Origin of the sequence: Microbacterium arabinogalactanolyticum (assembly GCF_030268005.1) — a bacterium.
GTDB lineage: Bacteria > Actinomycetota > Actinomycetes > Actinomycetales > Microbacteriaceae > Microbacterium > Microbacterium arabinogalactanolyticum.
On the sequence record NZ_BRZC01000002.1, the window covers coordinates 247652 to 272818 of the forward strand.

Consider the following 25167-nt stretch of genomic DNA (forward strand, 5'->3'; position numbering starts at 1 on the left):
ATCAGCTCACCCTCACTCGCGGGTCGAGGACGACGACGGCGATGTCGGCCAGCAGGGCGCCGATGGCGGTCAGCACAGCGCCGAAGGCTGCGACGGCGACCACGCCGTGCACGTCGTTTCCGTTGATGGTGGTCAGGAAGTAGCGGCCCATGCCCTGCCAGGCGAAGATCGACTCGGTCAGGATCGCGCCGGTGAAGATGCCGGGGATGGAGAACGCGACCTGGGTCGCCACCGGGATGAGCGAGGTGCGCAGCGCGTGGCGGCGGATCGCCTGCTGCTTGGTCAGGCCCTTGGCGCGCGCGGTGCGCACGTAGTCGGCGCTGATGTTGTCCAGCAGCAGGGTGCGCTGCAGGAAGTGGTACTGCGCGTAGCCGATGACCACCAGCGCGATCGTGGGCAGGATGAGATGCTGCAGCGCGTCGACGATGACGGGGAAGAACCCGGTCACACCCTCTGATGAGGAGCCCGTGACGAAGAAGACCCGAGTGCCCACCCACTTGTTGAAGTTGATGGCCAGGATCACGACGGCGAGTGCCGCGACGATGATGTTGATGTTCATCGTGATGATCGAGATGCCCTGCCAGATCCGGTCACCCAGCTTGTACTGGCGGGAGGCCGTGTACACGCCGATCCAGATGCCCAGCAGCGTCATGATGATCGTGGCGCCGAGCACGAGCTCCGCGCTGACCCACATGCGGTACGCCACCTGCTCGTTGACCGAGCCGCCCGTCGGGCTGACGCCCCAGTCCCAGCGCAGGACGATCCCGGTGAGCCAGGTCCACCACCGCTCGACCAGGGGGACCGTGTTGTCCAGGTTGCGGGGGCGGAGCAGATTCTCGATCTGCTCCGGGGACAGCGGGGGCTTTCTGCCGACATAGTTACTGCGCGGATCGAGGAAGGACCAGGCCAGGAGGTAGGTGACATTGGTCGCGACCACGATCATCAGCAGCCAGCCGAGAGCTCGGCGCACGAGATACTTGATCAAGGTGGTGATTCTTTCTCTTCTACAGCGCGCTCGGGATCTGCCGACGCAACGCTGGGTCGGGATGACATTCAAGCACCATCCACGAGATAACGCACACCGGCAGCACGGGCGGCTGTGACGGAGTCCTGTGCTCCGCGGAACCCGGTCTCCGGGTCGGGGCAACTTCGCGAGACTATCACCGGACGCGCGGAATGCGGGATTCCGGCGTGCTCTCGTAGACTTGCGGGAACCCTTCCTGCAGCATCAAGGACCTCATGTCACCCCGCGCTCTCACTCCGCTGTCGCCTGCCGCGACGCCCGCCTCGCAGATCCGCAACTTCTGCATCATCGCCCACATCGATCACGGCAAGTCCACCCTTGCCGATCGGATGCTGCAGATCACCGGCGTCGTCTCCGACCGGGACATGCGGGCCCAGTACCTGGACCGCATGGACATCGAGCGCGAGCGCGGCATCACCATCAAGAGCCAGGCCGTTCGGATGCCGTGGCAGACCGACTCCGCCACGGGGGCGACCGAGACGTTCGCTCTCAACATGATCGACACCCCGGGGCACGTGGACTTCACCTATGAGGTGTCCCGGTCCCTCGCCGCGTGCGAGGGCGCCATCCTGCTGGTCGATGCGGCGCAGGGCATCGAGGCGCAGACGCTGGCCAATCTGTACCTGGCGCTGGAGAACGATCTGACGATCATCCCCGTGCTCAACAAGATCGACCTCCCCGCGGCCGATCCGGACAAGTTCGCCAAGGAGCTCGCGGACCTGATCGGCGGGAGGCCCGAGGACGTGCTGCGCGTCTCGGGCAAGACGGGCGTGGGCGTCGAGGCGCTGCTGGACCGCATCGTCGGCGAGATCCCCGCCCCGGTCGGCGACGCCGATGCTCCCGCGCGCGCCATGATCTTCGACTCCGTGTACGACGCCTACCGCGGCGTCGTCACCTATGTGCGCATGGTCGACGGCCGGCTCGAGCCGCGCGAGCGCATCCAGATGATGTCGACCCGGGCCGCGCACGACCTTCTCGAGATCGGCGTCTCCAGCCCCGAGCCGACCCCCACGCAGGGGCTCGGCGTCGGCGAGGTGGGCTACCTCATCACGGGTGTGAAGGACGTGCGCCAGTCCAAGGTGGGCGACACGGTCACGACGCTGCGCCGACCGGCATCCGAGGCTCTCGCCGGCTACACCGACCCCAAGCCGATGGTGTTCTCGGGCATCTACCCGATCGATGGCAGCGACTACGCCGAGCTGCGCGAGGCGCTGGACAAGCTCAAGCTGTCCGACGCGTCGCTGCAGTACGAGCCTGAGACGTCGGTCGCGCTGGGCTTCGGCTTCCGGTGCGGCTTCCTCGGTCTGCTGCACCTCGAGATCATCACCGAGCGGCTCTCCCGCGAATTCGGTCTGGACCTCATCACCACGGCGCCCAGCGTGATCTACGAGGTCACCACCGACACGGGGGAGAAGGTGGTCGTCACCAACCCCAGCGAGTACCCCGACGGCCGGGTCGCCTCGGTCGCCGAGCCGATGGTGAAGACCGCCATCCTGCTGCCGAAGGACTATGTCGGCACGGTCATGGAGCTGTGCCAGTCCCGGCGCGGGGCGCTGCTGGGCATGGAGTACTTCTCCGAGGAGCGCGTCGAGCTGCGCTACCGGATGCCGCTCGGAGAGATCGTGTTCGACTTCTTCGACCAGCTGAAGTCCAAGACGCAGGGCTACGCGAGCCTGGATTACGAGCCCGACGGCCAGCAGGAGGCCGACCTGGTGAAGGTGGACGTGCTGCTGCAGGGCGACAAGGTCGACGCGTTCAGCGCGATCGTGCACCGGGAGAAGGCGTACGCCTACGGCACGATGATGGCCGAGCGCCTTCGCAAGCTCATCCCGCGGCAGAACTTCGAGGTCCCGATCCAGGCCGCGATCGGTGCCCGCATCATCGCCCGTGAGACCATCCGTGCCCTGCGCAAGGACGTGCTCGCCAAGTGCTACGGCGGCGACATCAGCCGTAAGCGCAAGCTGCTCGAGAAGCAGAAGGAGGGCAAGAAGCGGATGAAGATGGTCGGCCGCGTCGAGGTGCCCCAGGAGGCGTTCATCGCCGCGCTGTCGGGCGACGTCGAGGGCAAGAAGTAAGGACGGCGGCACGTCGTCGGGGTGTCGTTCAGGCACGTCGCGTAGGCTGGAGATCATGCGTCGCGGGACATTCCGAGAAGGCACTGTGGACTATGCCGCGGTCGGGGCGACGCACGCCCCCGACCTCATGCAGTATCCGCCGGAGAACAGCATCCCGGCCGAGGAGTCGTGGCGGATCGGCAGCGGCGAGGACCGGTTCCGGTCCGCGGGCGACGCGCTGCTGTCGTGGACCGCACAGCGCGCGGCAGGCCTGCAGCTGAGCGATGTGCGACCGGCATCGGGGGACACCTACACGGGCGTCAGCTTCGACGCCGAGGGCGCCCCGATCGCGCCGAACCGCAACCAGGTCGAGCAGCGCTACGACGCCGAGGGCACCCCGTTCGTCGCCCCCGGGATGACGTTGAAGGTGCGCGGCCGGGTCAAGGGCATGCGTGCGGACGCCGAGCTTCGGGTCATCTCGGTGACCGAGGAGCGCCGCCGGATCGGGTTCGTGCTCGGAACCGTCGGCGGCTCCGTGGTGCGCGGCGAGGAGTCGTTCGACATCGATTGGCGGGACGACACCGACGAGGTGTGGTTCACCGTGCGCGCGTTCGATGCGCCCGCCGCGATGCTCTATCGCCTTCCCGGCATGGTGAAGCGCCGTCGGCGCGAGCTGCTCTCGCGCTATCTTCGGGCGATCTCCCCGCTGTACGCGACGCCCATCTGATGGCCGGACCTCTGCCTCTGGGAGATCCGGCGCCCGCGGACGGCCGACTCCCGGACGGGCTCCCGGTCGATGCGACGACGCCGTTCTCCGCCTACCTGCACGTGCCGTTCTGCCGTGTGCGCTGCGGCTACTGCGACTTCAACACCTATACGTCCAGCGAACTGCGAGGAGCGCGGCAGGACGAGTACGCCGACACGCTGATCCGCGAGATCGACCTCGCCCGAGCGGTGATGGACGAGGCCGGGGCGGTGCGCCCCATGGACACCGTGTTCTTCGGCGGCGGTACTCCGACGCTCCTGCCTGCCGGCGATCTGGCGCGCATGCTGCGCGCGGCATCCGACGCCTTCGGCCTGCGCGACGGCGCGGAGGTGACCGTCGAGGCGAACCCCGACACGGTCACGCCGCAGGTCGTCGAGACGCTGCTGGACGCGGGCGTCAACCGGCTCTCGATCGGTATGCAGTCCGCCGTGCCGCACGTGCTCGCGGCGCTGGACCGCACGCACGACCCCGAGAACGTTGCGACCGCCGTGCGCGCGGCGCGGGACGCCGGACTCGACGTCAGCGTCGACCTGATCTACGGCGCGCCCGGCGAGTCGCTCCCCGACTGGGAGCGATCGCTGGACACGGCTCTCGAGCTCGCGCCCGACCACATCTCGGCCTACGCGCTGATCATCGAGGACGGCACGAAACTGGCCCGGCAGATCCGCCGCGGCGAGGTGGCCGCCCCGGACGACGACCTGCAGGCCGACATGTACGAGCTCGCCGACCGGCGGCTGTCGGACGCAGGCTTCGCCTGGTACGAGGTCAGCAACTGGGCCCGCCCTTCGACAGGCTCAGGGACCCATCTTCATCAGTCGCGCCACAACCTCGCCTACTGGCGCGGCTCCGACTGGTGGGGCTTCGGACCCGGTGCGCACAGCCACGTCGCGGGCCTGCGCTGGTGGAACATCAAGCATCCGGCTGCCTACGCGCAGCGGCTCGCGCTGGGGGAGTCGCCCGCGGCAGGGCGCGAGCAGCCCGATCAGCAGGCGCGCACCCTGGAGCGCGTGCTGCTGCAGAGTCGCCTGGCCGAGGGACTGCCGATCGACGACATCGCGGAGACCCACCGCGAGCGCGTGGCAGAGCTCATCTCCGACGGCCTCGTCGATGCGGCATCCGCTCTGCGCGATCGGCGAGTGCGCCTGACGCTGCGCGGACGCCTGCTGGCGGATGCCGTGGTGCGCGCGCTCACGGAGTAGCGGGCCCGCCTCCGGGGACCGTGCCGGTCCGACAGAGTAGGATTGGCACTCGATAGGCAAGAGTGCCAGCGGGAGGGATGATGGTCACAGAACGAGGACTCGAAGTCCTTCGCGCGATCGTGCAGGACTACGTCGCGACCCACGAGCCCGTCGGCAGCAAGTCGATCGTCGAGCGGCATGCCTTCGGGGTCTCCGCCGCCACGATCCGCAACGACATGGCGCTGCTGGAGGACGAGGATCTCATCGTCGCGCCGCACACCTCGTCCGGCCGCGTGCCGACGGACAAGGGCTACCGGCTGTTCGTGAACCACCTGGCGCAGGTGCGCCCGCTCTCCACCGGGCAGCGCAACGCGATCGAGACGTTCCTCGCCGACCCCGCCGACCTCGACGACCTGATGGCACGCACCGTGCGCGTGCTCACCCAGCTGACCGGGCAGGTCGCGCTCGCCCAGTACCCGTCGTTCGCGCGCGCCAGCATCACGCATATCGAGCTGGTCGCGCTCGCGCCGAACCGGATGCTCGTGGTGCTCGTCACCGATGCCGGCGGCGTGTCGCAGCGCATCGCGCCCCTGCCGATCGACCTGGACGACGCCGACGTGGCGGTGCTGCGCGCCCAGCTGGCCTCCCTCATCACCGGCCGCGCGGTCAGCGAGGCGACCGACCGGATGCAGTCCGTCGGTCAGCCCGATCAGACGGTGACGGCCCCGCGCCTGCAGCCCGCGCTGATCACGCTGGCCGCGGTGATCTCGGAGGAGCTCGCCGAGTTCCGGCAGGAGCGGCTCGTGATGGCGGGTGCCGCGACGCTCGCGCGTCGCGAGCAGGACTTCCGCGGCAGCATCCATCCCCTGCTCGAAGCCATCGAGGAGCAGGTGACGCTGCTGCGGCTGATGAGCGAGATGGTCACGGACGAGCACGGCCTGGCCACCAGCATCGGCACCGAGAACGCGCCGTTCGGGCTGGGCGAGGCCTCCATCGTGGCCAGCAACTACGCCGCCCCCGGCGGCACGGCGCGGGTCGGCGTGATGGGGCCGACGCGCATGGACTATCCGAGCAACCTCGCGGCGGCCCGCGCCGTGGCGCGCTACCTGTCGCGCATGCTCGAAGAAGACGGAACGACCCGGTGACCCCGGTGTCAGAAAGGTGATCGTGGCGGACCACTACGAAGTCCTCGGGGTGTCCCGGGACGCCACCCAGGACGAGATCAAGAAGGCGTACCGCAAGCTCGCCAGGCAGCTGCACCCGGACGTGAACCCGGGTGAGGAGGCGTCCGAGCGGTTCAAGCTCGTCACGCACGCCTACGACGTGCTCGGCGACGAGGAGTCGCGCCGCCGCTACGACATGGGCGGCGACGAGAACGGCGCCGGCTTCGGCGGTTTCGGCGGCTTCGGCGACATCTTCGAGACCTTCTTCGGCGCCGCCGGCGGAGGCGGCCGTTCGGCCCGGCCGCGGTCGCGCCGTGAGCGCGGCGAGGATGCGCTGGTGCGCGTGGATCTCGACCTCGGCGACGTCGTCTTCGGCGCGCACAGGGACATCGAGGTGGACACCGCCGTGCTCTGCGAGACCTGCCAGGGCACCTGCTGCCAGCCGGGCACGTCGCCGGTCACCTGCGACGTCTGCGGCGGCTCCGGACACGTGCAGCGGCAGGTGCGCAGCCTGCTCGGCAACGTCATCACCACGCAGCCCTGCGGCTCCTGCGAGGGCTTCGGCACGCGGATCGAGTCGCCCTGCGGCGGCTGCGCCGGCCAGGGCCGCGTGCGCACCCGGCGCACGGTCTCGCTCGACATCCCGGCCGGCGTCGAGACCGGGCTGCGGCTGCAGCTCCCGGGCTCCGGTGCCGTCGGCCGCGCGGGCGGCCCGAACGGCGATCTGTACGTCGAGGTGACCGTCGCACCGCATGCGATCTACAGCCGCGACGGGGACGACCTGCTGGCGACGCTCGAGGTCTCGATGACGGACGCCATCCTCGGCACCACCACCACGATCGAGGGACTGGACGGGGAGGTCGACCTCGAGATCCGCGCCGGCGTGCAGTCCGGCGACGTGCTGACGATCGCCGGCCGCGGGATCACGCCGCTGCGCGGCACCCAGCGCGGCGACCTGCGCGTGGGCGTGCAGGTCGTGACGCCGACCAGGCTGGACTCGGCGCAGCGCAAGCTGATCGAGGACTTCGCGAAGAAGACCAAGGCGCCGGCTCCGCAGCTGGCGCAGTTCCACCAGGGTCTGTTCTCGAAGCTGCGCGACCGCTTCCGCAGTCGCTGACCCCGCCCGGGACCCGCTGACCCCACCGACCCCTCGCCGATCGGAGCACCGTGGCGCTGCACTTCATCATCCCCGACTGCGCGGATGCCGCCGTCGGCGACGTCATCGCGCTGACCGGCGCAGAGGCCAAGCACGCCGCCGTGGTGCGACGGGTGCGGGTGGGCGAGACGATCACGCTCGGCGACGGCCGCGGCACGTGGCTGGAGGGAGTCGTAGACGACGTCGCGGCGGCGCGCGTGACCGTGCGCATCGAATCCCGTCGCAGCCACGAGGCGCCGGCCTCGCGCATCGTGCTCGCCCAGGCCCTGGCCAAGGGAGACCGCGACGAGCTCGCCGTGCAGGCCGCGTGCGAGCTGGGCGTCGACGAGGTCGTGCCGTGGCAGGCCGCGCGCAGCGTGTCGCGCTGGGAGGGGCCGAAGGCCGTGAAGGGCCGCGAGCGCTGGGCGAGCATCGTACGCGAGGCCGCCAAGCAGGCGCACCGCGCCTGGATCCCGGAGGTCGCCGAGGTCGAGACCACCGCGAGGCTCGCGGCGCGCGCTGCGGACGCCAGGATGCTGGTGCTCGACCCCTGGACCGACACGCCGCTCACCGGCGTCCGGCCCGACGGTCGTGACATCGTGCTGGTCGTCGGTCCCGAGGGCGGGATCGCCCCGGAGGAGCTGGAAAGGCTCGAGGCCGCCGGCGCCGAGCGCGTGCGGCTGGGCGACACGGTGCTGCGCACCTCCACGGCCGGGCCCGTGGCGATCGCGCTGCTCTCGGCCAACCTGGGACGCTGGTAACTAGACTTGACCGCATGACAGAGCCCTCGATCTTCACCCGCATCCTGAACGGGGAGATCCCCGGCGAGTTCGTCGCCCAGACGGATCACCTCTTCGCCATCCGCGACATCAACCCGCAGGCACCCGTGCACGTGCTCGTCATCCCCAAGACCGAGCAGTACCGCGACGTCACCGAGCTCGCCGCCGCTGACCCGGGCCTGATGGCCGAGATGGTCGCCATGGCCAAGCAGATCGCCGTCGAGCTCGCCAACGGCGAGTACCGTCTGATCTTCAACAACGGCGCCAGCGCCGCCCAGTCCGTCTTCCACGTGCACGCGCACGTGCTCGCAGGTATCGAGGAGAACAAGCTCGTTGGCTTCTGACACTGCGTCGTCCCCTGACGACTCCGCACCGCAGTTCCCCGCCCAGCCGGAGCGCACCGAGCGCATCTACGCCGACGGCGTCGCCATGGTGCAGCTGCTCGGCCCGCAGGACCGCCTGCTTCGGATGCTGGAGAAGCAGCATCCGCGCGTCCAGGTGCTCGTGCGGGGCAACGAGATCAACCTCGGCGGCTCGGCTGCCGACGTCGCCGCGGCCAAGGAGCTGGTCGAGGAGCTGCTGGAGATGACCCGCTCCGGCCACGACCTCGTCCCCAGCGACGTGGAGCACTCCGCACGGATGCTGCGCCGCGACGACGGGCCGCGTCCGAGCGAGGTGCTCGGCGAGGCGATCCTGTCCACGCGCGGCCGGGTGATCCGCCCGAAGACGCTCGGGCAGAAGGAGTACGTCGACGCGATCGAGGAGAACACGATCGTCTTCGGCATCGGTCCCGCCGGAACCGGCAAGACCTACCTCGCGATGGCCAAGGCCGTGCAGGCGCTGCAGCGCAAAGAGGTCGAGCGCATCATCCTCACCCGCCCCGCCGTGGAGGCCGGCGAGCGGCTCGGGTTCCTGCCCGGTTCGCTCACCGACAAGATCGACCCCTACCTGCGGCCGCTGTACGACGCCCTGAACGAGATGATGGACCCCGAGGTCGTGCCCCGCCTGATGGCGACCGGCACCATCGAGGTCGCACCGCTCGCCTACATGCGCGGACGCACGCTGAACAGCTCCTTCGTGGTGCTGGACGAGGCGCAGAACACCACCCCCGAGCAGATGAAGATGTTCCTGACCCGGCTCGGGTTCGGCACCAAGATGGTGGTCACGGGCGACATCACGCAGATCGACCTGCCGCAGGGTGCGTCCGGCCTGCGCCTGGTGACCCGCGTGCTCGACGGGATCGACGACATCCACTTCTCCCGGCTGACCAGCGACGACGTCGTGCGTCATTCGCTGGTGGGCCGCATCGTCGACGCGTACAGCGAGTACGACGAGCGCCGCACCGCCGACCGGGTGGAGCGCGAGCAGGCGCACCAGTTCGCGAACCGCGCCGACCGCCGGGCGGGCCTGCGCCCGAACCTCCGAGACCGCAAGCCGAAACGAGGCCTGGAATGATCGAGATCAACAACGAGTCGGCCATCGAGATCGACGAGACGGTGCTGCAGCGGCTCACCGACTTCAACCTCGAGCAGCTGCATGTCAGCGCGGACGCCGAGGTCGCGATCGTGCTCGTCGACGAGGGCGCCATGGAGGCGCTGCACGTGCAGTGGATGGACGAGCCGGGGCCGACCGACGTGCTGAGCTTCCCGATGGACGAGCTGCGACCGGGCACCCCCGACCGGCCGACCGCCGCGGGGCTGCTGGGCGACATCGTGCTGTGCCCGCAGGTGGCCGAGACGCAGGCGCAGGCCGCCGGCCACTCGCTGATGGATGAGCTGATCCTGCTGACCACGCACGGGCTGCTGCACCTGCTGGGCTTCGACCACGCCGAGCCTGACGAGGAGCGTGAGATGTTCGGACTGCAGAAGTCTCTGATCGAGGGATTCGCGCACGCCGAACGACGTCGATGACCCCGTTCTTCCTGCTCGCGGCAGCCGTGCTGCTGGTCTCCTTCGGCGGCCTGATGGCGGCGGTGGACGCCGCCTTCTCGGTGACCTCGAGCAATGACATCGAGGAGCTCGCCTCCGAGGGGCGCGGATCCGCCGCCCTGCACAGCATCGCCGCCGACCCCGACCCGCACGTCAACGCGGTCGCGTTCATGCGCGTGCTGTCCGAGACGACGGCCGCGGTGCTGGTGACGGTGGCGCTGGATTCGCTGCTGCCGAGCATCTGGTGGGCCATGCTCGCCGCCGCGGTGCTGATGACGGGGATCACCTTCGTGCTGGTCGGCGCCAGCCCGCGCTCCTACGGGCGGCTGCATGCCGAGACCATCCTGCGGGCCTGGGCGCCGACGGTGCGCGGTGTGCGCATCCTGCTCGGCCCGCTGGCCCAGGCGCTCGTGCGCGCCGGCCGCCGGGTCACCCCAGGCGGCGGGCGCAGCAGCTTCGCATCCGAGGAGCAGCTGCTCAGCATGGTCGACGAGGCGGCGTCGCACGACCTGATCGAGGAGGACGACCGCGACCTCATCCACTCGGTGTTCGACTTCACCGATCAGTTCGTCCGAGCCGTCATGGTGCCCCGCACGGAGATGCTCACGGTGGACGCCGCCGAGACGACGACCGACGCGATGGAGCTGTTCCTGCGCACCGGCGTCTCGCGGATGCCCGTCGTCGACGACGAGGCCGATGACGTCGTCGGGGTGCTGTACCTGAAGGATCTCGTGCAGTTCGCCTACCGGGACGAGAGCGCCTGGCGCGGCGCGCCGGTGCGGCCGATCGCGCGCCCCGCGGTGTTCGTGCCGGAGTCGATGCGCGCGGAGACGCTGCTGCAGCAGATGAAGCGGGATGCCGTGCACGTGTGCATCGTGATCGACGAGCACGGCGGCATCTCGGGCCTGGTCACTCTGGAGGACCTGATCGAGGAGCTCGTCGGCGAGATCTCCGACGAGTACGACCGCGGACCGGCCGAGGTGGTCGAGCTCGGCAGCGGACGCTACCGGGTGAACTCCCGGCTCCCGCTGGAGGATGTCGGCGACCTGTTCGGCCTGGAGCTCGAGGACGAGGACGTGGACTCGATCGGCGGCCTGCTCGGCAAAGCGCTGGGGCAGATCCCGCAGCCGGGGGCGACGGCATCCGTCGACGGGCTGGTGCTCACCGGCGGGGCCTCTCGGGGGCGGGGCCGAGGGATCGCGACCGTGTTCGTGGAGCGCGCCCCGGAGGAGAATGAAGACGTCGATGGAGGACGCGCAGATGACTGACAGCACCCGAAGCGGATTCGTGACGTTCGTGGGACGGCCGAACGTCGGCAAGTCCACGCTGACCAACGCACTGGTGGGGGAGAAGATCGCCATCACCAGCGAGAAGCCGCAGACCACGAGGCGGGCGATCCGCGGCATCCTCAACCGCCCGGACGGGCAGCTCGTGATCGTCGACACCCCCGGCATCCACAAGCCCCGCACACTGCTCGGCGAGCGGCTGAACGACCTGGTGGATCAGGTGCTCGGCGACGTCGACGTGATCGGCTTCTGCGTGCCGGCGACGGAGAAGGTCGGCCCGGGCGATCGCCGCATCGCGGCATCGCTGGACGGCTACCCCCGTGCGAAGAAGGTGGCGATCGTCACCAAGACGGATGCCGCCGACAAGGACGACATCGTCGAGCGTCTGATGGAGGTCGACTCCCTGCGCGAGGACTGGGCCGCGGTCATCCCGCTGTCGGCGCTCGGTGACGGCTCGATGGGCCGCGACCAGCTGAACGTGCTGGCCGACGAGATGCTGCTGCTGATGCCCGAAGGACCGCGGCTGTACGAGGACGGCGTCGTCACGGACGAGTCCGACGAGGACCGCATCGCCGAGATCATCCGCGAGGCCGCGCTGGAGGACGTGCGCGACGAACTGCCGCACTCGATCGCCGTGGTGGTCGACGACATCGAGCCTCGCGAGGACAGCGACATCATCGATGTGTACGCCTCGATCGTCGTCGAGCGCGACAGCCAGAAGGCCATCATCATCGGACGCAAGGGCGCGCGTCTGCGCGATGTGGGGACCGCCGCGCGCGTGGGCATCGAGGAGATGCTCGGCTCCCGTGTGTTCCTCAAGCTCCATGTGCGCGTGGCCAAGGAGTGGCAGCGCGACCCCAAGCAGCTCGGGCGCCTCGGGTTCTGACGTGGCGCCGCAGCGGACGGCCGTGCACTGGGTCGCGATCGAGCCGGGGACGCCGGATGCCTGGCGCTTCGAGCAGTACGAGGTGCCGGCGCCCGCACCCGGCGAGGTGACGATCCGCGTCCGGGCGGCCGGTGTGAACCCCGCGGATGCCAAGCACGTCGCCTCCGCGCGCCCCGGTGTCGAGTTCCCCGTGCCGATCGGGTACGAGGTCTCGGGCGTCGTCACCGCCGTCGGCGCGGACACCGAGATCGTCACCGGCCCGGTCGCGGTGGGCGACGAGGTGATCGCATTCCGGGTGAGCGGGGGCTACGCCACCGAGCTGACGGTCCCGGCCCAGAAGGTGCTGCGCAAGCCCGCTGCGCTGACGCACGCCGAGGCGGCGAACCTGCTGCTGGCGGGCTCGACGGCTTCCGCGATGCTGCACGCGGTCGGCGCAGGACCGAGGGAGACGCTGCTGCTGCACGCCGCCTCCGGATCCGTCGGCGCGAGCGTGCTGCAGCAGGCTCGCGCGCAGGGCATCCGGATCATCGGCACGGCGAGCCCCGCCCGTTTCGACGCGGTGCGTCGCTTCGGCGGCATTCCGGTGTCCTACGGAGAGGGCCTGGTCGGGCGCATCCGTGCGGCGATGGCGGAGGCCGGCGTCCAGGCGATCGACGCCGCGCTGGATGCCGCGGGCACGGCCGAGGCCACTGAGACATCCCTCGCTCTCGTCGACGATCGACGGAGGATCGTCACCATCGCAGCTCCCCGTGATGCCGCCGAGCACGGATTCCAGGCGAGCTCCGGCTCGGATCCCGAGACGGCGCGCTTCCGCGACGCGGCACGCATCCGGTTGGTCGAGGCCGCGGAACGCGGCGATCTCGTCGTGCCGATGGCGCGGGAGTACCCGCTCTCGCAGGCGCCCGAGGCGCTGCGCTTCCTTGCCGAGGGACACCCCGGCGGGAAGATCGCCCTCGTCCCTTGACCCCGCCGGCGTCACGTGGTGAGCATTCTGCCAAGCGGGGTGTTAGCATCGTTGCATGCCTCTGGGCGGTCTGCTTCTTCTTAGCTGCCGCGACGAGTCCTGATCATCGGGCCTCTCTCGTCGCGGCGCTTGTGTTGGCCTGAGCACGTTTTCTGACAAGAAGAAGCCCCATCATGAAGAACAACCAGAAGCCCTCTTCGATGCCGGTCCACAAGTACCGGCCGTTCCACGAGCAGATCCGCGTCGATCTCCCGGATCGCACCTGGCCCTCCAAGCGCATCACCGAAGCGCCCCGCTGGTGCGCGGTCGACCTGCGTGATGGCAACCAGGCCCTCATCGATCCGATGTCGCCCGAGCGCAAGCGCGTGATGTTCGAGCTGCTCGTGAGCATGGGCTACAAGGAGATCGAGGTCGGCTTCCCGTCGGCCAGCCAGACCGACTTCGACTTCGTGCGTCAGCTGATCGAGGAGGATCTGATCCCCGATGACGTCACGATCCAGGTGCTGACGCAGTGCCGCGAGCACCTCATCGAGCGCACCTACGAGGCGATCACGGGCGCCAAGCAGGCCATCGTGCACTTCTACAACTCCACCAGCGTCCTGCAGCGCGAGGTCGTGTTCCGCTCCGACCGCGAGGGCGTCAAGCAGATCGCCCTGGAGGGCGCGCGCCTGTGCCGCACGCTCGAGAAGACCATCCCCGGCACCGAGGTCTACTACGAGTACTCCCCGGAGAGCTACACGGGCACCGAGCTGGAGTACGCGGTCGACGTCTGCAACGCGGTCATCGAGGTGCTCGAGCCCACCCCCGATCGCAAGGTGATCATCAATCTGCCCGCGACGGTCGAGATGGCCACGCCGAACGTCTACGCCGACTCGATCGAGTGGATGAACCGGCACCTGGCTCACCGCGAGAACGTCATCCTGTCGCTGCACCCGCACAACGACCGCGGCACCGCGATCGCCGCCGCCGAGCTGGGCTACATGGCCGGCGCCGACCGCATCGAGGGATGCCTGTTCGGCAACGGGGAGCGCACCGGGAACGTCGACCTGGTCGCCCTGGGCGTCAACCTGTTCACGCAGGGCATCGACCCGCAGATCGACTTCAGCGACATCGACCAGGTCAAGCGCACGGTCGAGTACTGCAACCAGCTGCCCGTGCCCGAGCGCAGCCCATGGGCAGGAGACCTCGTCTTCACCGCGTTCAGCGGCTCGCACCAGGACGCCATCAAGAAGGGCTTCGAGGCCATGGCCGCGAAGGCCGAGGAGCAGGGCGTCTCGGTGGACGACATCGAGTGGGGCGTGCCCTACCTGCCGGTCGACCCCAAGGACCTGGGCCGCTCGTACGAGGCGGTCATCCGGGTCAACTCGCAGTCCGGCAAGGGCGGCGTCGCCTATCTGCTGAAGACCGACCACGCCCTCGACCTGCCGCGCAAGCTGCAGATCGAGTTCTCCGGCGTCGTGCAGGCGAAGACGGATGCCGAGGGCGGCGAGGTCACCAGCGACCAGATCTGGTCGATCTTCAACGACGAGTACCTCCCGGCGGACGACGACGCCGCCAAGTGGGGGCGCTTCGAGCTGCTCGGCACGCAGACCCGCAGCGACATGACCGGCGAGGTGTCCCTCGACGTGGTGCTGCGCGACGGCGAGGAGCGGGTCGCCACCGCCGGCACCGGAAACGGCCCGATCGCGGCGTTCATCGAGATCCTGCGCGCACGCGGCTTCGACGTGTCGCTGTACGACTACGTGGAGCACACCATGTCCAGCGGTGGCGACGCCCAGGCCGCGGCCTACGTCGAGCTGCAGGTCGACGACCAGCGGCTGTGGGGCGTCGGCATCGACGGCGACATCTCGACCGCATCCCTCAAGGCGATCGTGTCCTGCGTGAACCGCTCGATCCGCACCCGTGAGGCGCAGCTCGTCGAGGCCTAGTCCTACTTCGCCGAGACCCCCAGTTCGCGTCGAGACCCCCAGCTGCCTGCACCGGTAGCTGGGGGTCTCGACCGTAAGTAGGGGTCTCGGCGTCAGGGTGGGGGTTCCTGGTCACGGCTTGATGATCGGGATCATTCCCGTCTCGGTTGCCACCTTGCGGCGGTAGAGACGGCGCTGCTCGGGCAGCGACACGTCGTAGATGACGGCGAGCACGCGGATGACGGCGGTCACGACGATGCCGGTGATCGCGGCGGCGGTGATGTCGACGTCGAACAGGTGCATGACGACCGTCGCCGTGCATCCCACTCCGGCGGCGACCGCGTAGAGCGAGCCGACGTGCATGATCGCGACCGGCAGCCCCATCAGCACGTCGCGCAGGACGCCGCCGCCGACGGCGGCGCACACGCCGATGAACACGGCAGGGACCGGAGGGATGCCGAAGGCGATGGCCTTGCTGACTCCGAACGCTCCGAACATCCCGATCACCACGGCGTCGAGGACGACGATAAATGTGTTGATGCGGTTGAAGACCCCCGCCAGCAGCATTCCGAACAGCGCGGCGCCCGCGGCGGTGATGAGGTACCAGTTGCTCTGCAGCGTCGCCGGGGGCTGACCGATCAGGAGGTCGCGGATCAGACCGCCGCCCATGCCGATCATGATGCCGATGATCGCGACGCCCAGCCAGTCGAGACGCCGCTCGCCCTGGAAGCCGGACGCGAACATGGCGCCCTGGACGCCGCCGAGCCCGACGCCGAGCAGATCGGCCCACAGGGGGATGGTGAAGAGGGGTTCGGTCACCCGTCCATTCTTCCCTGTGCAGGGGATAATCGTTGAGTGCCCACCTACCGAGACGAAGCGGTGGTCCTGCGCACCCACAAGCTGGGTGAGGCGGACCGCATCGTCACGATGCTCTCCCGCCGCAACGGCAAGATCCGCGCGGTCGCGAAGGGCGTGCGGCGCACCTCGTCGAAGTTCGGCTCACGGCTCGAGCCGTTCATGGTCGCCGACGTGCAGCTGTACCAGGGCCGCTCGCTGGACATCGTGCAGCAGGCCGAGTCGCTCGGTGCGTACGGCGCCGACATCGCGGTCGACTACGAGCGCTTCACAGCCGCCAGCGCCATGGTCGAGACGGCCGACCGGCTGAACGAGGCGGAGGCGACGAGCGAGCAGTACCTGTTGCTGGTCGGCGGCCTGCGGTCGCTGTCGCGCGGCGAGCATGCCGCCCGCAGCATCCTGGACTCCTACCTGCTGCGCGTGATGGCGCTGTCAGGCTGGGCGCCCGCGCTGGAGGACTGCGCGCGCTGCGGCGCGCCCGGCCCGCACTCGCATTTCGGGCCCCAGATGGGCGGGACCGTCTGCAGCGACTGCGCCCCGGCGGGAAGCCCGCGGATCTCGGCGTCGACACTCGCGCTGCTGCGTGCGTTGATGGGCGGTGACTGGGCGACGGTGGATGCTGCTGCTCCGGGCGACCTCGCCGCGGCGTCAGGCACGGTGGCGGCCTATGTGCAGTATCAGCTGGAGCGCGGCATCCGATCCCTGGAGCATGTGACCTCCATCTCGTCCGACCGACAAGGAGTCCGGTGACCCCGAAGCCCTACACGCACAAGGACGCGGTGCCGTTCCGCCCGCTGGACTGGACCGGGGCCCACCCGCCGCAGTTCCCCGCGGTGCCGAACCACGTCGCGATCGTCATGGACGGGAACGGACGCTGGGCGAACCGCCGGGGGCTCAGCCGCATCGAGGGTCACAAGGCCGGTGAGGAGGTGCTGCTCGACGTCGTCGCCGGCGCCATCCAGGCGGGTGTGAAGCACCTCTCGGTGTACGCGTTCTCCACGGAGAACTGGGCGCGCTCACCCGAGGAGGTGCGCTTCCTGATGGGCTACAACCGCGACGTGCTGCACCGCCGGCGCGATCAGCTCAACGAGTGGGGCGTGCGGGTGCGTTGGGCGGGGCGCAAGCCCCGGCTGTGGGGATCGGTGATCAAGGAACTGCAGTTCGCCGAGCAGCTGACCCGCGGGAACGACGTGCTCACGCTGACGATGTGCGTGAACTACGGCGGCCGCGTCGAGCTCGTGGACGCGATGCGCGCTCTCGCGGACGAGGTGAAGGCGGGGCGGCTGAAGCCGAGCGCCATCACCGAGAAGCAGATCCGCCGGCACCTGTACGTGCCGGACATGCCCGACGTCGACCTGTTCCTGCGCAGCTCGGGCGAGCAGCGCACCTCGAACTTCCTGCTCTGGCAGTCCGCGTACGCCGAGATGGTGTTCCTGGACACGCTGTGGCCGGACTTCTCCCGCGAGGAGCTGTGGCGCGCGATCGGGATCTACCTGTCCCGCGATCGCCGGTTCGGCGGGGCCGTGGACGCACCGGACGCGTCGGAGTAGCGGCGGGGAGCTCGGTCCGCCGGCAGCCGGCTGAGCCACCGCTCCGCCTCGCGCGGATGCGCGAAGCGCACGATCGTCAGGTCCGGGAAGCGCGCCTCGTACTCCGGCATCCGCTCCCGCCACACGTTCAACGTCTGCTGCTGCCAGCGCAGCACGTTCTCCTCGGGCGCGGTCGTGGTCGCCAATTGCCAGAGCGTCGGTTCACGGTTGCCGTTCCACAGTTCCCGCCGCAGGATGCTGCGCTTCAATGTCCGGCGCCACAGGCGCCCGCGCACGATCCGGTCGGGGTAGTCGAGCCACGCGCACAGCTCGGCACGCGGCGGGAGCACGTCGTCGACGCCCCTCGACGTGTACTGCCACTCGCTGACCCAGCGGTCCGTCGCGGCGAACGCGCGCACCTCGTCGAGGAACGACTCCCGCGGCGTCCACTCCGGGCCGTGGTGCAGCGCATCGAGCTCATAGCGCGGCAGATCCGCGGCATCCGCAAGCCGGGCGGCGAACGTCGTCTTCCCGGAACCCGACACTCCGGCGACGACCACCCGCCGCGGGCGGAAGGGGACCGGATCGGACGTGCTGAGCATCAGAGAAGATTACCGGCACGGAATACGATCGCGTTCCATGCCGTTGAATGGTGTTGTGAGCGAACCCATCTCCATCGACATCTGGTCCGACATCGCCTGCCCCTGGTGCTACATCGGCAAGCGCAACCTCGAGGCGGGCCTCGCCTCCACAGCGGGGGATCCCGACGCCCCGCAGGTGGAGATCACCTTCCACTCCTTCGAGCTCTCGCCCGACACCCCCGTCGACTTCGACGGCGACGAGCTCGACTTCCTCGCCGGGCACAAGGGCATGGCGCGGGAGCAGGTCGAGCAGATGCTGTCGCACGTGACCAAGGTCGCAGCCGGCGCGGGCCTGCAGTACCGCTTCGATCTGCTGCAGCACACCAACACGGTCAAGGCGCATGAGCTGCTGCACTTCGCCAAGGCGAAGGGCCTGCAGCACGAGATGGAGGAGCGGCTCATGTCCGCCTACTTCACCGAGGGCAAGCACGTCGGCCGCGTCGACGACCTGGTCGCCCTCGCCGTCGAGGTCGGACTGGACGCGGATGAGACCCGCTCCGCTCTGGAGTCCGCCGAGTACCTGGATGCCGTCCGCGCCGACCAGGCGCAGGCGCGCGCCTACGGCATCAACGGCGTCCCGTTCTTCGTGATCGACGGCCAGTACGGTGTCAGCGGCGCGCAGCCGCCGGAGGCGTTCGAGAACGTGATCCGCGACATCTGGGCGCAGAAGCAGGGCGTCGCCGCGGAGGCCTGAGCCACCGATCACGAATGCGGCGGGCCCCTTCAGGGACCCGCCGCACTCGTCGTAGGGGGAGCGTCAGATCCGCTCCTGCTTCGGGGCCAGCGGCAGCGGCTCCATCGGCTGGTCGTTCGCCGTGAGGTCGATGCCCAGGTCGCGTGCGTACACGACACGCGTCTGGATCGACACGTCGTCGCCGTTCTCGGTCAGCTCGAAGACCCGGCCGCCGCGGAGGCGGTTGCGCTCAGCGCCGTCCAGGCCGTAGGCGCCGAAGCCGGTGCCCGGCGCGTACCCGAGCATCACGCCGTAGTAGTCGCCGACGTAGTCGTTGACGTGGTCGTGACCGACGAACACGCCCTTCACATCGCCGCGCTCGAGGATGGCGTTGTACATGCCCGAGTTGATCGGACCGGGGCACTCGTCCTCGTTGCGCTCACCGATGATGCCGTGACGCGCCCTGCCGCGCGCGGCGTCCGCCGCTGTGCGGGTGTCGACGCCGCCCCACCACATGAAGCGGTGCTCCCACAGTGCGATGTGGATGAACATGAGACCGGGGACCTTGCGGCCCAGCCGCTTCTCCAGCTGCTGCGACTGCTCGCGGTACCAGGCCACCTGGTCCATGCGGATCCAGTCCCAGGTGGGGTAGCCGTCGAAGTTCTGGCCGTTGATCGCGCCGGGGGCGTAGCGGCCGGAGTCGATCAGCCACAGCGCGAACGCGTCGCGGTTCTTCTTCGCGGACGAGGCGATCGACACGATCGTGTTGCTCGTGCCGGTCAGGCCCGCCGCGTTGTCGGCGTTGACGTTGTAGTCGTACGAGCGGTAGATCTTCAGCATCCCGGCCTCGTCGACACCCGACTCGGGCAGCGAGTCCTCGTCGTGGTTGCCGTAGGTGACCGCCCACGGGATGCGCCGCGACTCCATCGGCCAGACGACGTTGTTGATCGCCTGCTTGACCTCGAGGCGCGACGCGCAGCCGCCGGAGATGACGTCGCCGTTGATCACCACGAAGTCGGGCTTCTCCTGGTCGAGCACCTTCTCGATCAGCTCGACCGTGCGCCGGTCGGTGAGCTCGTCGTCCTGCGTGTCGTTGAACTGCACCACCTTGAAGGTCCCGTCGGGACGGAACCGCAGCTCCCGCGCCTTCGGGCCGGGCCGGCCGGACGGCGTGGCAGGCGGGGTCGTGCCGGCACTCGCGGCCACAGCGGGCAGTGCCGCGCTGACGGCGCCGAGCGCTCCTGCGGTCAGGACGGTGCGCCGGCTCAGCGGCAGTCGATCAGACATTCAAGGGCTCCTTCGTCTCGGGCGATGCATCGCCGCGGAGACGGTAGGAGCCGGAGATGGCCGTCGTCCGACGGGAAGGTGAACGAGGCACCCGGCCGAGGCGCATGACCGCCTGAAGCGCTCATGAACGACGGCCAGACGGATGCCGGGCTCAGCGCCCTGCGGCCGCCAGGGCGTCCTCGATCGCGGACACGATCTCGGGGGCATCCGGCTTCTGCTTGGGACGGAACCGCTGCACCGAGCCGTCGGCGGAGACCAGGAACTTCTCGAAGTTCCACTCCACGCGCCCGGCCTTCCCGCCCGCGTCCGACGTCTGCTTGAGCGCCTTGTACAGCTCGTGGGCGTTGCGGCCGTTGACCTTGACCTTCCCGTTCACGGGGAACGTGACGCCGTACGTCGTGGAGCAGAACTCCAGGATCTGCTCCATCGAACCCGGCTCCTGGCCCATGAACTGGTTGCACGGGAAGCCCACCACCGAGAAGCCGCGGTCGCCGTACTCGCGCTGGAGCTGCTCGAGCTGCTCGTACTGCGGGGTCAGGCCGCACTTGGAGGCCACGTTGACCACCAGCACCACGTCCGACCCGTAGTCGTCGAGCGTCTTCGCGGTGCCCTCCGCGTCGGAGAACGGGATCTGTCGCAGCGTCGTTTCGGTCATACTCCCCACCCTAATTCCGCCGCGCCCACCGGGCGCCGACGTCTGGGAGAATGGAGGGGACATGACTCTCGCCACCGCCCTTCGACAAGCTCCGGAACCCACGACGAGTGCGCTCCGCATCGGACCGATCGACCTCGACGTACCCGTCGTCCTCGCCCCGATGGCGGGCATCACCAACACCGCCTTCCGGCGGCTCTGCCGCGAGTACGGTGCAGGCCTCTACGTCAGCGAGATGATCACCTCCCGCGCCCTCGTGGAGCGCAACGCCGTCACGATGCGCCTGATCCAGCACCATGAGAGCGAGACGACCCGTTCCATCCAGCTGTACGGCGTGGACCCGGCCACCATCGCCGAGGCCGTCCGCATCATCGTCGCGGAGGACCGCGCCGACCACATCGACCTGAACTTCGGATGCCCGGTGCCGAAGGTCACCCGCAAGGGCGGGGGAGCGGCGCTGCCCTGGAAGATCGGCCTGTTCGCCGACATCGTCGACCGCGCCGTCAAGGCCGCGGGCGACGTGCCCCTCACGGTCAAGATGCGCAAGGGCATCAACAAGGACCACCTGACCTTCCTGGAGGCGGGACGCGCGGCGGAGGACGCCGGAGCGGCGGCCGTGGCGCTGCACGCCCGCACCGCGTCCGAGTACTACTCCGGCCATGCCGACTGGAACGCGATCGGCGAGCTCAAGCAGGCCGTCACCAGCATCCCCGTGCTCGGCAACGGCGACATCTGGTCGGCCGACGACGCCGTGCGGATGATGGCGGAGACCGGCGCCGACGGCGTGGTCGTCGGACGAGGCTGCCTGGGCCGGCCGTGGCTGTTCGGTGACCTGGCGCGCGCGTTCGGCGGGGCGGGCGTGGAGGTCGACGCGACGCTGCAGTTCGTCGCGCAGGCGTTCCGCCGTCACGCGGAGCTCCTGGTCGAGTTCTTCGAGGACGAGGACCGCGGATGCAAGGACGTGCGCAAGCACGTCGCCTGGTACTTCAAGGGCTACCCGGTCGGAGGCGAGCTGCGCGCGGCGCTGGCACGCGCGTCCACCCTGCAGGAGATCGACGATCTGCTCGGCACCCTCGGCGACGCGCCCTACCCGGGTGTCGGCGCGGAGGGGCAGCGCGGCCGCGCGGGCTCCCCGAAGCGCACGGCGCTCCCGGACGGCTGGCTGGACTCGCGCGAGATCGCCGCCGACGTGAGCGACATGATGCGCGGAGCGGAGATCGAGAACAGTGGTGGCTGACCCGGGGTACGGCGCCGCCGACGCCGAGCGCTTCTTCGCGGAGACCCACCGCTCTGAGCGCAACGACTTCTCCCGCGACCGCGCCCGCGTGCTGCACTCCGCGGCCCTGCGGCGGCTCGCCGCCAAGACGCAGGTGCTGAGCCCGGCCTCCACCGCGGACTTCGCCCGCAACCGCCTCACGCATTCGCTCGAGGTCGCGCAGGTGGGCCGCGAGCTCGCGACCGCCCTGGGCGTCTCGGAGGACGTGGTCGACACCGCCTGCCTGAGCCACGACCTGGGGCATCCGCCGTTCGGCCACAACGGCGAGCGGGCGCTGAACGACTGGGCATCCGACATCGGCGGTTTCGAGGGCAACGCGCAGTCGCTGCGCATCCTGACGCGGCTCGAGGCGAAGGTGCTCGACGACCAGGAGCACTCCGTCGGGCTGAACCTCACCCGGGCGAGCCTCGACGCGACGTGCAAGTACCCGTGGACAATCGACAATCCGCTGCCCGATCCGGGCGGGCGGCTGAAGTTCGGGGTGTACCCGGACGACGAGCCGGTCTTCCACTGGATGCGCGACGGGGCGCCGGGACGCCTGCGCTGCATCGAGGCCGAGATCATGGACCTCAGCGACGACATCGGGTACTCGGTGCACGACTTCGAGGACGCGATCGTGAACGGCTACCTCGACGTCGCACAGCTGTCCGATCCGGTCGAGCACCATCCGCTCGTCGGGCGGATCCAGCAATGGGTCGGCTACGACTACACCCGCGAGGAGCTCGCGGACGCGCTGTACCGCCTCACCCGTCAGCCCATGTGGTTGAAGACCTTCGACCGCTCCCGGCAGGATCTGGCCCGGCTGAAGAACCTCACCAGCGACCTGATCGGGCGCTTCGCCCGGGCATCCGTCGCCGCGACCCGCGAGGCATACCCGGGGCCGAACCTCGCCCGCTACAGCGGGCACGTCGTCGTGCCCCGCGTCGTCGAGACCGAGATCGCGGTGCTCAAGGGCATCATGGGGCAGGCGATCGTCACGATCGACGCGCGCAAGGGCGTCTACAAGGAGCAGCGTCGCGTGCTCACGCGCCTCGCGGACGCGCTGTGGTCGACGGACTCGCTGTGGTCGGCCGGTGCGGACGCGCTCGAGCCCGCCTTCGCCGCCGACTTCCTCGCTGCGACGACGGATGCCGAGCGTGCACGGGTGGTCGTGGACCAGGTGGCCAGCCTCACCGACCAGACCGCCGTCGACTGGCACAACCGTCTGGTCGGCGAGATCGACCCCGCCGAGGTCGGCATCTGGACGCCCCGCCACGCCCGCCCCGGAGCGCACCGCCGCCCCGCGAACCGGGTGGTCGTCGAAGGGGCCGTCTGATGCCCCGGATCCTGCAGGCGGATGTCGAAGAGGTCAAGTCCCGCACCAACATCGCGGACATCGTCGGTGAGCGCGTCGCGCTGAAGTCGGCGGGTGTGGGGTCGATGAAGGGGCTGTGCCCGTTCCACGACGAGAAGAGCCCCAGCTTCCACGTGCGGCCGCAGGTGGGGTACTACCACTGCTTCGGGTGCGGTGCCTCGGGAGACGTGTACTCGTTCCTGCGTGAGATGGATCACGTCAGCTTCACCGAGGCCGTCGAGCGCCTTGCGGGCCGGATCGGCTACGCGCTGCACTACGAGGACGGCGGTGCGGCGCCCGAGACCAGCGGCCGCAGCAGGCTGTATGCGGCCAACTCGGCTGCCGCGGAGTACTTCCGCGGCCAGCTGCTGAGCCCAGAGGCCGAGAGCGCCAGGCGTTTCCTGGGGGAGCGCGGCTTCGACGCCGGCGCAGCCGCGCACTTCGGCGTCGGCTACGCGCCCAAGGGCTGGGAGAACATGACCAAGGCGCTCACGGCGCAGGGCTTCACCCGCGAGGAGCTCACGAACGCGGGGCTCGTCTCCGCGGGACAGCGCGGTGTCTACGATCGCTTCCGCGGCCGGGTGATCTGGCCCATCCGCGACGTCACCGGGCAGACCATCGGCTTCGGCGCGCGCCGGCTCTACGACGACGACAAGGGCCCGAAGTACCTGAACACCCCGGAGACGCCGCTCTACAAGAAGACGCAGGTGCTCTACGGGCTCGACCTCGCCAAGCGCGACATCGCCCGCGGAGACCCCCGTCGCGTGGTGGTCGTGGAGGGCTACACAGATGTCATGGCGTGCCATCTGGCGGGCGTGACCACCGCCATCGCCACCTGCGGCACGGCGTTCGCCGCCGAGCACATCAAGGTGCTGCGCCGGGTGATGGGCGACGACTCCGCGGCCGGTGAGGTGGTCTTCACGTTCGACGGCGACGAGGCGGGGCAGAAGGCCGCGCTGCGCGCCTTCTCGGAGGACTCCCGCTTCACTGCGCAGACGTTCGTGGCCGTGGCGCCGGACGGTCTCGATCCGTGTGACCTGCGTCTGCAGCGCGGGGATGCCGCCGTGCGCGGTCTCATGGACGCCAAGGTGCCCATGTTCGAGTTCGCGATCGACCGCAAGCTGGCCGGCTACGACCTCGCGACCGTGGAGGGCCAGGTGGGCGCGCTGCGCGCCGCCGCGCCCATCGTGGCGGAGATCCGCGACGAGCTGCTGCGTCCCGGCTACGAGCGCGTGCTGGCACGACGGCTGGGCATGGACCCGACGGCCGTGCACCATCAGGTGCAGCGCGCGGCGCGGGGAGCCGCGGCCTCCGAGCGGGAGCCGCAGCGCACTCCGCAGCAGCCGGGGCCCGAGGCGGGCGCGGAGCCGATCGCGCGGGTGCGTCTGGCCGACCTCCCGCGCACCGCGGACGTCGCGATCGAGCGGGACGCGCTGATGGGCATGCTGCAGTACGGGCATCAGATCGATCAGGCGCTGCTCTCGCGCGCCGTGGCGGAGCAGTTCCGGCACCCGGGGCTCGACGCCGTGCGCGAGGCGATCGCCGCCTCCCCGGATCGCACCCGGGTCGGCTGGGCGACGACCGCCGCGGATGCCGTGCGCGAGCCGTACCGGAGTCTGGCGGGGGAGCTGCTGATGATGCCGTTCCCCGCGAAGGACGAGGAGCGCGCGCTGGTGTCGGCGACGGATCTGTGCCGGCGCCTGCTGCTGCGGGCGATCGAACGGGAGAAGAACGAGCTGTTGGGCGCCGTGCAGCGCGTACCCGCCGACTCCGACGGCGGTCGGGCGCTGCGGGTGCGACTGCGGGATCTGGATCAGGAGCGGCTGCGCTTCGTCGAGTCGTGAGCGTCTG

24 protein-coding genes are annotated in these 25167 nt (G+C 69.7%); 19 read left to right on the plus strand and 5 right to left on the minus strand.

The genetic code is table 11. The features are described from left to right. Position 1 precedes the first annotated feature (1 nt). Entirely contained in the window at positions 2 to 985 is a 984-nt protein-coding gene (locus MIAR_RS01755) for an ABC transporter permease (RefSeq protein ID WP_285630375.1), read from the minus strand. Between the two features lie 254 nt (positions 986 to 1239). Here MIAR_RS01755 and lepA point away from each other — a divergent pair, with 254 nt between their 5' ends. The 13 genes from lepA to leuA all read left to right on the plus strand — a co-directional run bounded on the left by lepA (position 1240) and on the right by leuA (position 15091). Further along, positions 1240 to 3099, plus strand: a complete 1860-nt coding sequence (gene lepA, locus MIAR_RS01760; RefSeq protein ID WP_285630377.1) for a translation elongation factor 4 — start codon at positions 1240 to 1242, stop codon at positions 3097 to 3099. Positions 3100 to 3154: 55 nt separating this feature from the next. Beyond that, positions 3155 to 3805: a DUF1990 domain-containing protein gene (locus MIAR_RS01765; RefSeq protein ID WP_285630379.1), complete on the plus strand. Its 651-nt coding sequence runs from the start codon at positions 3155 to 3157 to the stop codon at positions 3803 to 3805. Then, entirely contained in the window at positions 3805 to 5043 is a 1239-nt protein-coding gene (hemW, locus tag MIAR_RS01770) for a radical SAM family heme chaperone HemW (RefSeq protein WP_285630381.1), read from the plus strand. The genes MIAR_RS01765 and hemW overlap by 1 nt, the downstream gene beginning before the upstream one ends. A gap of 80 nt (positions 5044 to 5123) precedes the next feature. Beyond that, on the plus strand, positions 5124 to 6167 hold the full coding sequence (gene hrcA / locus MIAR_RS01775; protein WP_285630383.1) for a heat-inducible transcriptional repressor HrcA: 1044 nt from the start codon (positions 5124 to 5126) through the stop codon (positions 6165 to 6167). 22 nt (positions 6168 to 6189) lie between these two features. Then, positions 6190 to 7302 (plus strand): molecular chaperone DnaJ, encoded by a 1113-nt coding sequence (gene dnaJ / locus MIAR_RS01780; RefSeq protein ID WP_285630385.1) that lies wholly within the window; start codon positions 6190 to 6192, stop codon positions 7300 to 7302. Between the two features lie 50 nt (positions 7303 to 7352). Further along, positions 7353 to 8081: a 16S rRNA (uracil(1498)-N(3))-methyltransferase gene (locus tag MIAR_RS01785; protein ID WP_285630387.1), complete on the plus strand. Its 729-nt coding sequence runs from the start codon at positions 7353 to 7355 to the stop codon at positions 8079 to 8081. A 14-nt stretch (positions 8082 to 8095) separates the two neighbouring features. Continuing rightward, complete coding sequence (locus MIAR_RS01790; protein ID WP_285630389.1) at positions 8096 to 8443, plus strand: HIT domain-containing protein; 348 nt, start codon at positions 8096 to 8098, stop codon at positions 8441 to 8443. A gap of 85 nt (positions 8444 to 8528) precedes the next feature. Continuing rightward, the gene (locus tag MIAR_RS01795; protein WP_285630699.1) at positions 8529 to 9554 is read left to right on the plus strand and encodes a PhoH family protein; all 1026 of its coding nucleotides are present in this window, start codon (positions 8529 to 8531) and stop codon (positions 9552 to 9554) included. Beyond that, positions 9551 to 10009 (plus strand): rRNA maturation RNase YbeY, encoded by a 459-nt coding sequence (ybeY, locus tag MIAR_RS01800; protein WP_285630391.1) that lies wholly within the window; start codon positions 9551 to 9553, stop codon positions 10007 to 10009. The genes MIAR_RS01795 and ybeY overlap by 4 nt, the downstream gene beginning before the upstream one ends. Beyond that, positions 10006 to 11295 carry a hemolysin family protein gene (locus tag MIAR_RS01805; RefSeq protein ID WP_285630393.1) on the plus strand — a complete coding sequence of 430 codons (1290 nt, stop codon included), beginning with the start codon at positions 10006 to 10008 and terminating at the stop codon, positions 11293 to 11295. Before ybeY ends, MIAR_RS01805 begins: the two co-directional genes overlap by 4 nt. After that, the gene (gene era / locus MIAR_RS01810; RefSeq protein WP_285630395.1) at positions 11288 to 12199 is read left to right on the plus strand and encodes a GTPase Era; all 912 of its coding nucleotides are present in this window, start codon (positions 11288 to 11290) and stop codon (positions 12197 to 12199) included. Before MIAR_RS01805 ends, era begins: the two co-directional genes overlap by 8 nt. A 1-nt stretch (position 12200) precedes the next feature. Beyond that, a complete protein-coding gene (locus MIAR_RS01815) occupies positions 12201 to 13163 on the plus strand; it encodes a quinone oxidoreductase family protein (protein ID WP_285630397.1) in 963 nt (320 codons plus the stop codon). A gap of 173 nt (positions 13164 to 13336) precedes the next feature. Beyond that, on the plus strand, positions 13337 to 15091 hold the full coding sequence (gene leuA / locus MIAR_RS01820; protein ID WP_285630399.1) for a 2-isopropylmalate synthase: 1755 nt from the start codon (positions 13337 to 13339) through the stop codon (positions 15089 to 15091). A 111-nt stretch (positions 15092 to 15202) separates the two neighbouring features. Here leuA and MIAR_RS01825 read toward each other — a convergent pair whose 3' ends face one another. Next, complete coding sequence (locus MIAR_RS01825; RefSeq protein ID WP_285630401.1) at positions 15203 to 15889, minus strand: trimeric intracellular cation channel family protein; 687 nt, start codon at positions 15887 to 15889, stop codon at positions 15203 to 15205. A 36-nt stretch (positions 15890 to 15925) separates the two neighbouring features. Between MIAR_RS01825 and recO the strand changes: the two genes are divergently transcribed. Together recO and MIAR_RS01835 are read left to right on the plus strand one after the other, a co-directional pair. Then, the gene (gene recO / locus MIAR_RS01830; protein ID WP_285630403.1) at positions 15926 to 16675 is read left to right on the plus strand and encodes a DNA repair protein RecO; all 750 of its coding nucleotides are present in this window, start codon (positions 15926 to 15928) and stop codon (positions 16673 to 16675) included. After that, positions 16672 to 17475 (plus strand): isoprenyl transferase, encoded by an 804-nt coding sequence (locus tag MIAR_RS01835; RefSeq protein WP_285630405.1) that lies wholly within the window; start codon positions 16672 to 16674, stop codon positions 17473 to 17475. The genes recO and MIAR_RS01835 overlap by 4 nt, the downstream gene beginning before the upstream one ends. Here the strand turns inward: MIAR_RS01835 and MIAR_RS01840 are convergent. Further along, positions 17415 to 18056, minus strand: coding sequence for a P-loop NTPase family protein (locus MIAR_RS01840; protein WP_285630407.1), 642 nt, complete (start codon positions 18054 to 18056; stop codon positions 17415 to 17417). The two genes, MIAR_RS01835 and MIAR_RS01840, sit on opposite strands and share 61 nt — an antisense overlap. Positions 18057 to 18111: 55 nt before the next feature. Between MIAR_RS01840 and MIAR_RS01845 the strand changes: the two genes are divergently transcribed. Further along, positions 18112 to 18789, plus strand: coding sequence for a DsbA family oxidoreductase (locus MIAR_RS01845; protein ID WP_285630409.1), 678 nt, complete (start codon positions 18112 to 18114; stop codon positions 18787 to 18789). Between the two features lie 63 nt (positions 18790 to 18852). On the opposite strand, the gene MIAR_RS01850 is transcribed toward MIAR_RS01845, so the two are convergent. Together MIAR_RS01850 and MIAR_RS01855 are read right to left on the minus strand one after the other, a co-directional pair. Then, entirely contained in the window at positions 18853 to 20055 is a 1203-nt protein-coding gene (locus MIAR_RS01850; protein ID WP_285630411.1) for a metallophosphoesterase family protein, read from the minus strand. A gap of 151 nt (positions 20056 to 20206) precedes the next feature. After that, entirely contained in the window at positions 20207 to 20710 is a 504-nt protein-coding gene (locus MIAR_RS01855) for a glutathione peroxidase (RefSeq protein ID WP_285630413.1), read from the minus strand. A gap of 61 nt (positions 20711 to 20771) precedes the next feature. Here MIAR_RS01855 and dusB point away from each other — a divergent pair, with 61 nt between their 5' ends. From dusB to dnaG, 3 genes are read left to right on the plus strand one after another with little or no spacing between them, the layout of a single operon-like run. Continuing rightward, entirely contained in the window at positions 20772 to 21944 is a 1173-nt protein-coding gene (gene dusB / locus MIAR_RS01860; protein WP_285630415.1) for a tRNA dihydrouridine synthase DusB, read from the plus strand. After that, positions 21934 to 23298, plus strand: a complete 1365-nt coding sequence (locus MIAR_RS01865; protein ID WP_425561545.1) for a deoxyguanosinetriphosphate triphosphohydrolase — start codon at positions 21934 to 21936, stop codon at positions 23296 to 23298. Before dusB ends, MIAR_RS01865 begins: the two co-directional genes overlap by 11 nt. After that, positions 23298 to 25160 (plus strand): DNA primase, encoded by a 1863-nt coding sequence (gene dnaG / locus MIAR_RS01870; protein ID WP_285630419.1) that lies wholly within the window; start codon positions 23298 to 23300, stop codon positions 25158 to 25160. The genes MIAR_RS01865 and dnaG overlap by 1 nt, the downstream gene beginning before the upstream one ends. The last annotated feature ends 7 nt before the right edge of the window (positions 25161 to 25167 follow it).

Bases quoted from the DNA above. Each gene is read 5' to 3' on its own strand.
- lepA (WP_285630377.1), top strand. From the start codon at position 1,240: ATGTCACCCCGCGCTCTCACTCCGCTGTCGCCTGCCGCGACGCCCGCC.
- MIAR_RS01765 (WP_285630379.1), top strand. From the start codon at position 3,155: ATGCGTCGCGGGACATTCCGAGAAGGCACTGTGGACTATGCCGCGGTC.
- hemW (WP_285630381.1), top strand. From the start codon at position 3,805: ATGGCCGGACCTCTGCCTCTGGGAGATCCGGCGCCCGCGGACGGCCGA.
- hrcA (WP_285630383.1), top strand. From the start codon at position 5,124: ATGGTCACAGAACGAGGACTCGAAGTCCTTCGCGCGATCGTGCAGGAC.
- MIAR_RS01790 (WP_285630389.1), top strand. From the start codon at position 8,096: ATGACAGAGCCCTCGATCTTCACCCGCATCCTGAACGGGGAGATCCCC.
- MIAR_RS01795 (WP_285630699.1), top strand. From the start codon at position 8,529: ATGGTGCAGCTGCTCGGCCCGCAGGACCGCCTGCTTCGGATGCTGGAG.
- ybeY (WP_285630391.1), top strand. From the start codon at position 9,551: ATGATCGAGATCAACAACGAGTCGGCCATCGAGATCGACGAGACGGTG.
- MIAR_RS01805 (WP_285630393.1), top strand. From the start codon at position 10,006: ATGACCCCGTTCTTCCTGCTCGCGGCAGCCGTGCTGCTGGTCTCCTTC.
- era (WP_285630395.1), top strand. From the start codon at position 11,288: ATGACTGACAGCACCCGAAGCGGATTCGTGACGTTCGTGGGACGGCCG.
- leuA (WP_285630399.1), top strand. From the start codon at position 13,337: ATGAAGAACAACCAGAAGCCCTCTTCGATGCCGGTCCACAAGTACCGG.
- MIAR_RS01840 (WP_285630407.1), bottom strand. From the start codon at position 18,056: ATGCTCAGCACGTCCGATCCGGTCCCCTTCCGCCCGCGGCGGGTGGTC.
- MIAR_RS01850 (WP_285630411.1), bottom strand. From the start codon at position 20,055: ATGTCTGATCGACTGCCGCTGAGCCGGCGCACCGTCCTGACCGCAGGA.
- MIAR_RS01855 (WP_285630413.1), bottom strand. From the start codon at position 20,710: ATGACCGAAACGACGCTGCGACAGATCCCGTTCTCCGACGCGGAGGGC.
- dusB (WP_285630415.1), top strand. From the start codon at position 20,772: ATGACTCTCGCCACCGCCCTTCGACAAGCTCCGGAACCCACGACGAGT.
- dnaG (WP_285630419.1), top strand. From the start codon at position 23,298: ATGCCCCGGATCCTGCAGGCGGATGTCGAAGAGGTCAAGTCCCGCACC.